Genomic DNA, 13,070 nt, shown 5'->3' with positions numbered 1-13,070 from the left:
TGAGTTCCTCACATCCGGAAGACGCCGAAGCCACCGCGCGCCCCCTCGTAGGGGGCGGTGTGGATCGCGGACAGGCACAGGCCGAGCACCGTGCGGGTGTCACGGGGGTCGATGACCCCGTCGTCGTAGAGCCGGCCGGAAAGGAACATCGGCAGGGACTCCGCCTCGATCTGCTGCTCCACCATGGCGCGCAGCCCCGCGTCGGCGTCGTCGTCGTAGGGCTGCCCCTTGGCGGCGGCGGAGGCCCGCGCCACGATCGACAGGACGCCCGCGAGCTGCTGCGGTCCCATGACGGCGGACTTGGCGCTGGGCCAGGCGAAGAGGAAGCGCGGGTCGTAGGCGCGCCCGCACATGCCGTAGTGCCCGGCGCCGTACGAAGCACCCATCAGCACACTCAGGTGCGGGACACGCGAATTCGACACGGCGTTGATCATCATCGCGCCGTGTTTGATGATGCCGCCCTGCTCGTACTCCTTGCCGACCATGTAGCCGGTGGTGTTGTGCAGGAAGAGCAGCGGAATGTCCCGCTGGTTGGCCAGCTGGATGAACTGGGCGGCCTTCTGCGACTCCTCGCTGAAGAGGACGCCCTGCGCGTTGGCGAGGATTCCGACGGGGTAGCCGTGCAGCGAGGCCCACCCGGTGGTGAGGCTCGGCCCGTAGAGCGGCTTGAACTCGTCGAAGTCGGAGCCGTCGACGATGCGGGCGATGACCTCGCGGGGGTCGAAGGGCACCTTGAGGTCGCCGGGCACGATGCCGAGCAGCTCGTCCTCGTCGTACTTCGGGGGCTCGACGACGCCGGCCGGATCGGCGTACGCCTTGCGCCAGTTGAGCCGCTTGACCACCCGCCGCGTCTGCCGGAGGGCGTCCCGCTCGTCCTCGGCGAGATAGTCCGCGAGGCCGGACGTACGGGCGTGCATCTCGGCGCCGCCAAGGGACTCGTCGTCGCTCTCCTCGCCGGTGGCCATCTTCACCAGCGGTGGCCCGCCGAGGAAGACCTTGGCGCGCTCCTTGACCATGATCACGTGGTCGCTCATGCCGGGGACGTAGGCGCCGCCCGCCGTGGAGTTGCCGAAGACGACGGCGACGGTCGGAATCCCGGCGGCCGACGACTGGGTGAGGTGCTTGAAGAGCGCACCGCCCGGAATGAAGATCTCCTTCTGGGACGGCAGATCGGCGCCACCCGACTCCACGAGATGGATGGAAGGCAGCCGGTTGGCGTGCCCGATCTCATGTGCCCGGAATGCCTTCTTCAGGGTCCACGGATTGCTGGCCCCGCCGCGTACGGTCGGGTCGTTGGCGGTGATCAGGCACTCCACGCCCTCGACGACACCGATGCCGGTGACCATCGAGCCGCCGACCGGATAGTCGCTCCCCCAGGCGGCGAGCGGCGACAGTTCGAGGAACGGCGTGTCCGGGTCGAGGAGCAGCTCGATCCGCTCCCGGACGAGCAGCTTGCCGCGCTTGCGATGCCGCGCGACGTACTTCTCGCCGCCGCCCTCAAGGGCCTTGGCCTGCTCGGCGTCGAGTTCGGCGAGCTTGCCGAGCATGGCCTCGCGGTGCTCGGCGTACTCGGCGCTCGCGGGGTCGAGCGCGGACGCGAGGACGGTCACGGGAGTACCTCCGTCGGTTCGTTCGGTTCAACCGCTTCGAGGAGCACGGCCGGAATGTCGAGATGGCGGGCACGCAGCCACTCGCCGAGGCCCTTGGCCTGCGGATCGAAACGGGCCTGCGAGGCGACTCCCGCGCCGAGGATTCCCTCGACGACGAAGTTCAGGGCCCGCAGATTGGGCAGTACGTGCCGCAGCACGCCCAACCCGGCTGCCTCCGGGATCAGTTCGCGGAACCGCTCGACGGTCAGCTCATGGGCGAGCCACCGCCAGGCGTCGTCCGTTCGCACCCACACGCCGACGTTCGCGTCCCCGCCCTTGTCCCCGCTGCGGGCCCCGGCGACGAGACCGAGGGGCGCGCGGCGGGTGGGGCCGTCCGGCAGGGGTGCGGGCAGGGGCGGCGGGTCGAGCTCTTCGAGTACGAGGGTGTCCCCGGCGTCCCTGACGGGGCGCCGCTCGCCGCCGGGCAGGACGGCGACGTGATCGACGGTGCCGCGCTCGACGTAGGCGGCTTCGAAGACTCCGTAGGGCGATCCCTTGCCGGGCGGCGCCGTGACGTGGAATCCGGGGTAGCTGCCGAGGGCGAGCTCGATCGCGGCGCCGCTCAGGGCGCGACCGACGGGTTCCTGCTCCGGGTCGCGCACGACGAGCCGGAGCAGGGCGGAGGCGCCCTCTTCGCTCGGCGCGTCGGACCGATCGGTACGAGCAAGCTCCCACCGCACTTCTTCCGGCCGGGATTTCGTGCGCCCGAAGGCATCCTCGACCTGAGCCCGCACAAGCGCGGCCTTGGCCTCGACATCAAGGCCGGTGAGGACGAAGACGACTTCGTTGCGGAACCCGCCGAGCCGGTTGAGTCCCACCTTCAAAACCGGCGGCGGAGCTTCACCCCGCACTCCGGAGACCCGTACCCGGTCGGGCCCTTCCTGCGCGAGAGCGACCGTGTCGAGCCGGGCGGTGACGTCGGGCCCGGCGTAACGGGCGCCGGAGGTCTCGTACAGGAGTTGTGCGGTGACCGTACCGATGTCGACGAATCCGCCCGTGCCGTCGTGCTTGGTGATGACGGCGGACCCGTCCTCATGGATCTCGGCGAGCGGAAAGCCGGGCCGGAGAACCTCGATCCCCGAGCGCTCTCCCTCGCTGAAGAAGGCGTAGTTGCCGCCGGTGGCCTGTGTCCCGCATTCGAGGATGTGCCCGGCGACGACGGCGCCGGCGAGCCGGTCGTGGTCGCCGTCCCCCCAGCCGAAGTGCGCGACGGCGGGCCCGGTGACGAGCGCGGCGTCGGTCACGCGCCCGGTGACGACGATGTCGGCCCCACCCCGCAGACAGGCGGCGATACCGGCGCCGCCGAGGTAGGCGTTGGCGGTCAGCGCGTCGGGAAAGCGGCTCCCGAGATCATCACCCTCCACATGCGCGACCCGTACGCCGATCCCGAGCCGCCCCGCCAACTCCCGTACGGAGTCGGCGAGCCCGCCGGGATTCAAGCCGCCCGCATTGGCGACGATCTTCACGCCCCGCTCCTGCGCAAGCCCCAGACACTCCTCCAACTGCCGCAGGAAGGTCTTCGCGTAGCCGCGCGCGGGATCTTTCAGCCGGTCGCGCCCGAGGATCAGCATGGTCAGCTCGGCGAGATAGTCGCCGGTGAGGACGTCGAGGGGGCCGCCGGTGAGCATGTCGCGCATGGCGTCGAAGCGGTCGCCGTAGAACCCGGAGGCGTTCCCGATCCGCAGCGGCGGGGTCACAGCCCGCGCTCCCCGGCGGCTCGCTCCCCGGCGGCTCGCGGGGGCCGCCCGGCGCCCGGCGGCCCCGCGAAGGCCTGCGCGATGTCCAGCCACCGCTCGGCGTCGGCGCCCTCGGCACGTACGCCGAGGTCGGCGCGGTGGGCGCGCTGCGTGACGAGAAGACAGAAGTCGAGAGCGGGCCCGGTCACGCGCTGTTCGGCATCCTCAGGCCCGCTGACCCACAACTCCCCTGACGGCAGCCGCAGTTCGACCCGGAAGGCGGTTTCCGGGACTGTCGCCCCTCGCACCCCGAAGGAGAAGTCCCGGGCCCGGACTCCGATATGGGCGACGTGCCGCAGCCGATCCGTCGGCACCCGCGCCACGCCCAGCGCGTCGGCGACGTCCTGGCCGTGGGCCCAGGTCTCCATCAGCCGGGCGGTGGCCATGGAGGTGGCCGACATAGGCGGCCCGTACCAGGGAAAGCGGGTCCCGCGAGGGGCCGCGGCCAGAGCCTTCAGCAGCCCGTCGCGCCCGGCACGCCACCGCGAGAGCAACTCATCGGGCGGCAGCCCGGCCCCCTCCTCGGCCCCGTCGTCAACGAAGGTCTCGGGAGCGGCGAGAGCCTCCTCGACGAGCCGGCCGAACCCGTCCCCGTCGGTGACGGCGATCAGCGCGGCACGGTCGGTCCAGGCGAGATGGGCGATCTGATGGGCGACGGTCCACCCCGCGGCGGGAGTGGGCAGCGCCCACCCCTCATCCCCCAACCCGACCACGAGCTGGTCGAGTTCCTCGCTCTCACGGCGCAGATCATCGAGTACGGGCACAGCTTCGGACACGGAGCGCTCCCCTCGGGGCACGACGGTGTGCCCCGGAGCATGGCAGCGTCCACAGAAACAAGCAAGCGTGCTTGCATTACTTTCCGGACGGCTCCGGCACGTTTTCCCCCGCCTCGACGAGTACGGCTTCCGGCGCGGACCCCGACACGACACCCCCGGCCCTACGCCCCTTCCCTCGCCCGACCTGGGTCCGCACGGCCCCCATGCTGGCGGCGATGACCAAGGAGATGGCCAGAGCCTCATTCACGGACAGAGCCTGCTCGAGAACGAGGAACCCGGCGACGGCGGCGATGGCCGGTTCCAGACTCATCATGATCGCGAAAGTGGAGGCGGGCAGCCGCCGCAGGGCGAGCAACTCAAGCGTGTACGGCAGCACGGACGACATCACGGCAACGGCGGCTCCGAGCCCGAGCACCTCGGGCCGGACAAGCTTCTCCCCGGACTCGACAAGCCCGAGCGGCAGGAAGAGCAGCGCAGCAACAACCATCGCAAGCGCAAGCCCGTCGGCCTGCGGAAAGCGCCGCCCCGTACGAGCGCTGAAGACGATGTAGCCGGCCCACATCACCCCGGCACCAAGCGCGAACGCAACACCCAAAGGATCAAGCCCGGCAAACCCGCCTCCGCCCCCCAACAGGAAGACGCCGCACAGGGCAAGCCCGGCCCACACAAGATTGACGGCACGCCGCGAAGCGAAAACAGACAGAGCAAGCGGCCCGAGCACCTCAAGCGTGACGGCAGGCCCCATGGGAATCCGGGCAACGGACTGATAGAACAACCCATTCATCCCGGCCATGGCCACGCCAAAGGCGACAACGGTCCCCCAGTCGGCCTTGCCGTACCCCCGCACCCGAGGCCGGCAGACGACCATCAGCACGAGCGCGGCGAAGGCGAGCCGCAGGGTCACGATGCCGAGCGCGCCGGCCTTCGGCATGACGCTGACGGCAATGGCCCCGCCGAACTGAACGGAAACCCCACCGGCAAGCACAAGCCCGACGGGCCCGAGCGCACCAAACCCCCCACCGCCGGCCGCCCCCCGACCACCACTAGAAGCGTCCACAACCAACCTTCCACGCCACCAACGTGACCCAGTCCACTCACCTGAACTACCCCGTCCAAGATAGTAGACCAAGTAAGGATCACAAAACCCTTTCACTGCTGTACGCAATCCCACCCGCTCCACGGGCTGCACCAACCCCCACCCACCCCCACCGCACCGCAAAAAAGTCCCGCCCCCACCACCCCCCCCCACATGGCGCGTCGCGGGACTTTCCTGCAATCCACGCCGCTCACGAGGCGGTGAGGGCGTCTCGCCAGACGGGGCTGTCGACGTAGTGGTTGTCGTACCGCTCCGAGGACTCGGCGATCTTCTTCGGGTCGGCCTCGCCGCGCATCACGCTGCCGAGGAGGCGCAGGTAGTCGAAGCGGGCCATGCCGGGCGTGAAAACGAACAGGACGTCAGCGGTGCAGCCGGGGGCGGCGGCGAAGGCGTGCGGGGTGTGCGGGGGCACGGCGAGGAAGTCACCCCCGTTCAGGACGACGACTTCCTCCCCCACGAGCACCCGCAGCGAGCCACCGACGACGAAGAACAGCTCCGTGGCCTTGGTGTGGAAGTGAGCCGGAGCCCCGACGGCGCCTTCGGCGAAGGTGGAGCGGTAAGCGGTGTACCCACCCCTGGGCCCGTCAGTGTCGGCGAGCAGGGTCATCACGCTGCTCGGATCGGCGCTGGTCTCGGCGTCCGAGGCGCGGGTGAGGAGGCCGACGAAGTCGGAGTTCGTGCTGCTCATGCTGGTGTCCCTTTCGGTTTTACGGCGATCTCCGGCCGCCGTTTCCTCAACCCTAGGAACCTGAAAGACCCCCCAAGGAGTGCAATCGCGCACCAAAAATCGAGGTCAATTCGCGCAACCCGGCACGGACCTCAGAGGGTCCGGCACCCACCCCCACCAAGGGCGCATTCCGCAACGCGTGCGCCCCCCAACTCCACGAACACAACTTTGCAAAGTAGGTCCCACCCCCACCCCCAACTCCCGCCCACCTCGCCCTCTGACAGCGGCCACCCCCAACGAACAAGTCCGCACCCGCTTGACGAGACCCGCACTCCGAACCAACCTGCTGCGCAGCTCACCATCTGCCGGTCGCCCCCGACGAACCAGTCCGCACCCGGCAGGAACACAGTCGATCCCACGGCGCCTGGTCGAGAGTCCCGCCCCCGGGCCGTCCGGTCGTCTTCCCTCGCGCGGTGGAGGGACGGGAGTCAAGGGTGGCCCGAAGGGCCATCGGCGCAGCCGACGCGCAGCGCAGCGGAGCGCCCTTTACGCCCGGCCCGGAACCGCCAAACTCGGGAGAACCGGACGGCCCCGGCAACCGACACCAACGCCGGGCCACCGAAGCTCCGGGTCGAGGGCGCGCAGCGGAACGGGGATAGGAAACGGACTGCCTGGCTTGGTGGGGGCGGGTGGGTGGGGACGAGGCGACACCGCACGACACCGGGGCACCGAAACAGCGCCCCCAAAGCGGCCTTGACCCCGGTCACGACGACGACACCCCGCGTCCACGCGTAGCCCCCGGCCCGCCCCGCCCCGCGACCCCCTCAGCCAACACCTCAGCCAAATGCCGCCCCCGAACCCCGCCCCCCACCTGCAAAAGCTGCGTCCGGCACGAGAAGCCGTCCGCAAGGACCACCGCCCCGCCATCAGCCTCCGGCACCGCCCCCCGAACCGCAGGCAGCAACTGCTCCTCCGCGCACGCCACCGAGACCTCATAATGCCCCGCCTCGAAGCCGAAGTTCCCCGCGAGGCCGCAGCAGCCGCCGCTCAACTCCCCCTCCAGGCCCGCCTTCTCCCGCAGCCGGCGCTCGGCGCCGTCCCCAAGGACCGCGTGCTGATGGCAATGGGTCTGGCCCACCACCGGCCGTTCGATCCGCGGCGGCGACCACTCCGGGGCCAGTTCCTCCAGGGCCTCGGCGAACGTCCGTACCCGCGAGGCAAGTTCCGCCGCCCGTGCGTCATCCCCGAGCAGTTCCACCAGGTCAGTCTTGAGCGCCGCCGCACAGCTGGGTTCGAGGACCACCAGCGGCGCCTCCGAGTCAAGAAGCGGCCCCATCCGATCCAGCGTGCGCCGCATCACCGTGCGAGCCCGGTCCAGTTGCCCCGTCGACACGTACGTCAGACCGCAGCACACTTCCCCCGGCGGCACCACCACCCGCAGCCCCGCGTCCTCGAGGACCCGCACCGCCGCCCGGCCCACCGCCGGTGACAGGTGATCCGTGAACGTGTCCGGCCAGAGCACGACCGTCGGCCCTCCGGGGGCCCCGGGGCCCCCGGAGGTCTCGGAGGTCTCGGAGGCCTCGGAAGCCCCCCTCCCCCCGAACCACCGCCGAAAGCTCTCCCCCGCCACCCGCGGGATCTCCCTCTCCGGAGCGATCCCGCCCACCCGCTTGGCCAGCGACGCAAGGACCCCCACCCGCATCAGCGCATTGGCCACTCCCGCCGTACGCGTCCGGTCGGCGAGGCGCAGCCACACCGGCAGCCAGCCCATGGCGTAATGCGCCGCCGGCCGCCTGCGTCCCTCGTAGTGGTGGTGCAGGAACTCCGCCTTGTACGTGGCCATGTCCACGCCCACCGGGCAGTCGGACCGGCAGCCCTTGCAGGACAGGCACAGGTCGAGCGCGTCCCGTACCTCCTCCGAGCGCCAGCCGTCCGTGACGACCTCCCCCGCGAGCATCTCGTGCAGCAGCCGGGCCCGCCCCCGCGTCGAGTGCTCCTCCTCGCCCGTCGCCCGGAAGGACGGGCACATCACCCCGCCACCCGAACCAGCCGAACCACCCGAACCAGCCGACGAGGTACGGCACTTCGCCACCCCCACACACCGCCGCACCGCCGCCGAGAAGTCCCCGCCGTCATGGGGGTAGCCGAAGGCCACGTCCACCGGCTCCCTCGGCAGCGGGGCGAACCGCAGGTTCGAGTCCAGCGGCGCGGGCCGCACCAGCATCCCCGGATTCAGCAGGTCCGCCGGGTCCCACACCCCCTTCACCCGCTCGAAGAAGCGCACCAAGTCAGCCCCGTACATCTTCGGAAGGAGCTCCGCCCGCGCCTGCCCGTCCCCGTGCTCGCCGGACAGCGAACCCCCGTGCGCCACCACGACCTCCGCCAGGTCCTCCGAGAAGCGCCTGAAGCGCCGCACGCCGTCGTCGCTCATCAGGTCGAAGTCGATGCGTACGTGAATGCAGCCGTCCCCGAAGTGCCCGTACGGAGTCCCGCGCAGGCCGTGCTCGGCGAGCAGCCCCCTGAAGTCCCGCAGATACGCCCCGAGCCGGGCCGGCGGCACCGCGCAGTCCTCCCAGCCCGGCCACGCCTCGCTGCCGTCCGGCATCCGCGTCGCCGTACCGCTGGCGTCCTCACGCACCCGCCACAGGACGCGCTGTCCGGCCGGGTCGGTCACCACCACCGAATCCACGACACCCCCGGCGGCGGCCCCCTTCACGATCGACTCGGCACGCGCCCGCGCCTCGCCCGCGCTCTCGCCGCCCGTCTCCACGAACAGCCAGGCCCCGCCCCGGGGCAGACCTCTCGCTCCCCGTACGAGGTCCGCGGCCATCCCCTCCACCGTCAGCGGCCCGTACGGCAGCAGCCCCGCCGCGGCCTCCGCCGCCGCGCTCTCGTCGGCGTAACCGAGGACGGCGAGCGCACGCGCGCGTGGCGCGTCGACGAGGCGTACGACCGCCTCCGTCACCAGGCCGAGCGTGCCCTCCGAGCCACAGAAGGCGCGGGCCAGATCCACGCCCCGCTCGGGGAGCAGGGCATCGAGCGCGTAGCCGGAGATCCGGCGCGGAAGCTCCGGGAAGCCGGTGCGCAGCAGCTCCAGGCCGCCCTCCACCAGCGGGCGCAGGCCGTCCGGCGCGCCCGCCCACCCCCGGCCGAGTGCGAGCTTCACGCCCGCGCCGCTCACGACCGAGAGGGACGAGACGTTGTCGGCGGTGGTGCCCCAGGCGACCGAGTGGGACCCGCAGGAGTTGTTGCCGATCATGCCGCCGAGGGTGCAGCGGTTGTGGGTGGAGGGGTCGGGGCCGAAGGTCAGGCCGTGCGGGGCCGCGGCCGTCCGCAGCTGGTCGCAGATCACCCCGGGCTGTACGACCGCGGTCCGCGACTCCGCGTCGACGGACACGATGCGGTTCATGTGCCGGGTGAAGTCGAGGACGAGCCCCGTGCCGGTGGCCTGCCCCGCGATGGACGTACCGGCACCGCGGGCGACGACGGGCACCCCGCGCTCCCGGCACACGGCGAGCGCCGCGGTCACGTCGTCCGCGTCGCGCGGGGCGAGGACCCCGAGCGGCACCCGGCGGTAGTTGGACGCGTCCATGGTGTTCAGGGCCCGCGCGGTGACGGAGAAATCCACCTCCCCCCGTACGGCCGCCCGCAGTTCCTCTTCCACTCCTCCGAGATCACTCATGCCCACATTCATGCCCACAGAATGCATCCGCGAAGGCCCTCACCGACTGCGGCCGAACGCCCGCCGCGCACCGATTCGGGAGCGGGTCCGGGGCGGCACCCCGCGGCGTCCACCCTGTGGGTCGGCACGATCTCAGCCGCCGGACGCCTCCCGTTCACCGCCAGAGAAGCCGTTAGGCTCACCCCGTGGCTGAGATCCAGATTCCCGCTGACATCAAGCCCGCCGACGGACGTTTCGGCGCGGGCCCCTCCAAGGTGCGCACGGAGGCGCTGGACGCGCTCGCCGCCACCGGTACCTCTCTGCTCGGCACCTCCCACCGCCAGGCCCCGGTCAAGAACCTGGTCGGCAAGGTGCGCGAAGGCGTGCGCGACCTCTTCTCCCTCCCCGAGGGTTACGAGGTGATCCTGGGCAACGGCGGTTCCACCGCCTTCTGGGACGTCGCGACGCACGGCCTCATCGAGAACAAGTCGCAGCACCTCACGTTCGGTGAGTTCTCCTCCAAGTTCGCCAAGGCATCGAAGCTCGCCCCGTGGCTCGCGGAGCCCACGGTGATTTCGAGCGAGCCGGGCACGCACCCGGAGCCGCAGGCCGAGGCGGGCGTGGACGTCTACGCCTTCACGCACAACGAGACCTCGACCGGCGTCGCGGCCCCCGTCAAGCGGGTGAACGGCGCGGACGAGGGTTCCCTCGTCCTGGTGGACGCCACCTCCGGCGCGGGCGGCCTGCCGGTCGACATCGCCGAGACGGACGTCTACTACTTCGCCCCGCAGAAGTCCTTCGCGTCGGACGGCGGCCTGTGGATCGGCGTCTTCTCCCCCGCCGCCATCGAGCGCGCCGAGCGGATCCACGCCTCCGGCCGCCACGTCCCGGAGTTCTTCAGCCTCCCGACGGCGATCGACAACTCCCGCAAGAACCAGACGTACAACACCCCGGCGCTCGCCACGCTCTTCCTGCTCGGTGAGCAGCTGGACTGGATGAACGGCCAGGGCGGCCTGGAGTTCACGACCGGCCGCACGGCCGCGTCCTCGCGCACCCTGTACGGGTGGGCCGAGGAGTCGAAGTACGCGACGCCGTTCGTCACGGACCCGGCCAAGCGCTCGCAGGTCATCGGCACGATCGACTTCGCGGACGAGATCGACGCCGCCGCGGTGGCGAAGGCTCTGCGCGCCAACGGCATCGTGGACACGGAGCCGTACCGCAAGCTCGGCCGCAACCAGCTGCGCGTGGCGATGTTCCCGGCGATCGACCCGGCGGACGTCGAGGCGCTCACGAAGTGCGTCGACTACGTGACCGACAAGCTGTAGAGACTGTCCTACGCAGATGAGGGCGCCCGGCAGGTACCACCTGCCGGGCGCCCTCACTGCGTCGACAAAGCTGCCCCCGCCTCAGCCTTCACCTACCGGTCCGTCGTGGCCGGCCGCGTACAGAGAAAGACTCACCTGCTCAGCTGCTTGAACTTCCGTACCGCCAGCGGCAGGAACAGGAGTGAGATCGCAAGGGGCCACACCACCGCCATCAGGACCGCGTTCTGTTCCACCCAGCTCGACCCGCCCGCGCCGGGGTTGCCGAACAGTTCGCGTGCCGCCGTGCCGGTGGAGGACACCGGGTTCCAGGCCGCGACCGGAGCCAGCCAGTCGGGCATGAGGGACGGTGCGACGAAGACGCTGGAGATCATGGTGAGCGGGAAGGCGACCGCGTAGAGGCCGCCCGCCGCCTCCGGGGTCGGCACCACGAGGCCCAGGAACACGCCGACCCAGATCAGGCTGAACCGCAGGAGCAGCAGCAGGCCGAAGGCCGCCAGGGTCTGCGGCAGTCCGGCGCTCGACCGCCAGCCGATGGCGAGCGCGGTCAGCGCGAGGATCGCCAGCTCGGCGCAGGCGACGATCAGGTCGGCGAGCCCGCGTCCGGCCGCCACCGCCGAAGGCGCCATCGGCATCGAGCGGAAGCGGTCGATGACGCCCTTGGTGGAGTCCGTGACGACCGCCATCGCGGTGTTCATGAAGCCGAAGGCCATGGTCATCACGAACATGCCGGGCATCAGGAACTGCTTGTAGTCGCCGTCGTCGCCACCGCCGGGCACCTTCATCGCCTCGCCGAAGACAAATCCGTACAGGAGTACGGAGATGATCGGGAAGCCCAGTTGCCAGGCGATGTTGACGGGCTGGCGCTGGAAGTGCGTGAGGTAGCGCCGGGTGACGTTCCAGGTGTCGGCCAGCGCCCAGTAGAGGCGGCCCCGCGAGGGGTCGGCGGACAACGCGTCCGTGGTGTCCGTGGTGTCCGTGGGCAGTACGGTGCTCATGCCGCGACCTCCGTCTTCTCGTCGATCCCGGCGGCCGTCCCGGCGGCCTTCCCTTCGGCCTTCCCGGTGGTCTTCCCCGCTGCCTCGTCGGTTTCCGTCCGGTGCCCCGTGAGGCGCAGGAACACGTCGTCGAGGCTCGGCCTGCGCAGCCCGATGTCCTCCACCGCGACGCCCTGGTCCTGCAAGGTCCGGGCCACGTCCGTCAGCGCGCCGACCCGGTCGGTCACGGCCGCCTGGACGCGCCGCTCCAGGTCAATGGCCTCGGGCACGCCCTCGGCGACCCGGGCGACCGCCGCCACGGCTGCGGGCAGGTCGGCGGTCTCGCGGACCACGACTTCCAGGTAGCTGCCGCCCACCGTGTTCTTCAGGCCGTCCGGGGTGTCGTCGGCGATGGCGCGGCCCTGGTCGATGACGGTGACGCGGGAGGCCAGCTTGTCGGCCTCCTCCAGATACTGCGTGGTCAGGAGCACCGTCGTTCCGTCCGCGACCAACTTCCTTACGGTGTCCCAGACTTCGAGGCGGCTGCGCGGGTCGAGCCCGGTGGTCGGCTCGTCCAGGAAGAGGACGGCGGGCGCGAGGATCATCGACGCGGCGAGGTCGAGCCTGCGCCGCATGCCGCCGCTGTACTGGCCCGCGCCCTTGCCTGCCGCGTCCACCAGGTCGAACTGTTCGAGGAGTTCCTGTGCGCGCCGCGCCGCCCTCTTGCCGCCGAGGTGGAAGAGGCGGCCGAACATCTCCAGGTTCTGCCGGCCGGTGAGGACCTCGTCGACCGCCGCGTACTGGCCGGTCAGGCCGATGCTGCGGCGCACGAGGTCGGGCCGGCGCACCACGTCGGCGCCCGCGACCTCGGCTCGGCCCGCGTCGAGCCGTACCAACGTCGAGAGGATGCGTACGGCGGTGGTCTTGCCCGCGCCGTTCGGGCCGAGCAGTCCGTGCACCGTGCCGCGCTCCACGCGCAGATCGAATGCGTCCAGAGCCTTCTTCTCGCCGTAGCGCTTGTCGAGCCCCTCGGCCCGGACCGCGTATGCGTTCCCGTTCACTGCTGCCCCTCCACCCTTCGAGCCTCCAGCATCTGGGTACAGCGTACCCAATAGCGGGTACAGCGTACCCAATTTCGCGAGTACGCCGTACTCAATTACCGGACCAGGCGATTAGGCTGAGCCCC

The 13,070-nt window shown here is 70.9% G+C and carries 9 protein-coding genes; 1 reads left to right on the top strand and 8 read right to left on the bottom strand.

The annotated features are described in order from the left end of the window. Positions 1-8: 8 nt before the first annotated feature. From IE226_RS26330 to IE226_RS26305, 6 genes are all read right to left on the bottom strand, one after another. Positions 9-1,610, bottom strand: coding sequence for an acyl-CoA carboxylase subunit beta (locus tag IE226_RS26330; RefSeq protein ID WP_190083849.1), 1,602 nt, complete (start codon positions 1,608-1,610; stop codon positions 9-11). Continuing rightward, on the bottom strand, positions 1,607-3,346 hold the full coding sequence (locus IE226_RS26325) for an acyclic terpene utilization AtuA family protein (RefSeq protein WP_268251293.1): 1,740 nt from the start codon (positions 3,344-3,346) through the stop codon (positions 1,607-1,609). The genes IE226_RS26330 and IE226_RS26325 overlap by 4 nt, the downstream gene beginning before the upstream one ends. Next, the gene (locus tag IE226_RS26320) at positions 3,343-4,161 is read right to left on the bottom strand and encodes a TIGR03084 family metal-binding protein (protein ID WP_190083847.1); all 819 of its coding nucleotides are present in this window, start codon (positions 4,159-4,161) and stop codon (positions 3,343-3,345) included. The genes IE226_RS26325 and IE226_RS26320 overlap by 4 nt, the downstream gene beginning before the upstream one ends. A gap of 76 nt (positions 4,162-4,237) precedes the next feature. Continuing rightward, on the bottom strand, positions 4,238-5,224 hold the full coding sequence (locus IE226_RS26315; RefSeq protein WP_190083846.1) for an EamA family transporter: 987 nt from the start codon (positions 5,222-5,224) through the stop codon (positions 4,238-4,240). Between the two features lie 223 nt (positions 5,225-5,447). Then, entirely contained in the window at positions 5,448-5,945 is a 498-nt protein-coding gene (locus IE226_RS26310; protein ID WP_190083845.1) for a cupin domain-containing protein, read from the bottom strand. Positions 5,946-6,687: 742 nt separating this feature from the next. Next, a complete protein-coding gene (locus tag IE226_RS26305; RefSeq protein ID WP_190083844.1) occupies positions 6,688-9,606 on the bottom strand; it encodes an FAD-binding and (Fe-S)-binding domain-containing protein in 2,919 nt (972 codons plus the stop codon). 185 nt (positions 9,607-9,791) lie between these two features. Between IE226_RS26305 and serC the strand changes: the two genes are divergently transcribed. Further along, positions 9,792-10,910, top strand: a complete 1,119-nt coding sequence (serC, locus tag IE226_RS26300) for a phosphoserine transaminase (protein ID WP_190083843.1) — start codon at positions 9,792-9,794, stop codon at positions 10,908-10,910. Positions 10,911-11,041: 131 nt separating this feature from the next. Here the strand turns inward: serC and IE226_RS26295 are convergent, their stop codons facing one another. Both IE226_RS26295 and IE226_RS26290 read right to left on the bottom strand, forming a co-directional pair. Then, positions 11,042-11,905, bottom strand: a complete 864-nt coding sequence (locus IE226_RS26295; RefSeq protein ID WP_190083842.1) for an ABC transporter permease — start codon at positions 11,903-11,905, stop codon at positions 11,042-11,044. Continuing rightward, positions 11,902-12,945 (bottom strand): ATP-binding cassette domain-containing protein, encoded by a 1,044-nt coding sequence (locus tag IE226_RS26290; RefSeq protein ID WP_190083841.1) that lies wholly within the window; start codon positions 12,943-12,945, stop codon positions 11,902-11,904. The genes IE226_RS26295 and IE226_RS26290 overlap by 4 nt, the downstream gene beginning before the upstream one ends. Positions 12,946-13,070 lie beyond the last annotated feature (125 nt).

This window comes from Streptomyces longisporoflavus, assembly GCF_014649775.1.
Lineage (GTDB): Bacteria > Actinomycetota > Actinomycetes > Streptomycetales > Streptomycetaceae > Streptomyces > Streptomyces longisporoflavus.
Note: the sequence above shows the minus strand (reverse complement) of the source record. Positions and strands in the feature narration are given on the sequence as shown.

What these genes read in the sequence shown, in the direction of transcription:
- IE226_RS26310 (WP_190083845.1), bottom strand. Translation starts at nt 5,945, where the DNA reads ATGAGCAGCACGAACTCCGACTTCGTCGGCCTCCTCACCCGCGCCTCG.
- IE226_RS26305 (WP_190083844.1), bottom strand. Translation starts at nt 9,606, where the DNA reads ATGAGTGATCTCGGAGGAGTGGAAGAGGAACTGCGGGCGGCCGTACGG.
- IE226_RS26295 (WP_190083842.1), bottom strand. Translation starts at nt 11,905, where the DNA reads ATGAGCACCGTACTGCCCACGGACACCACGGACACCACGGACGCGTTG.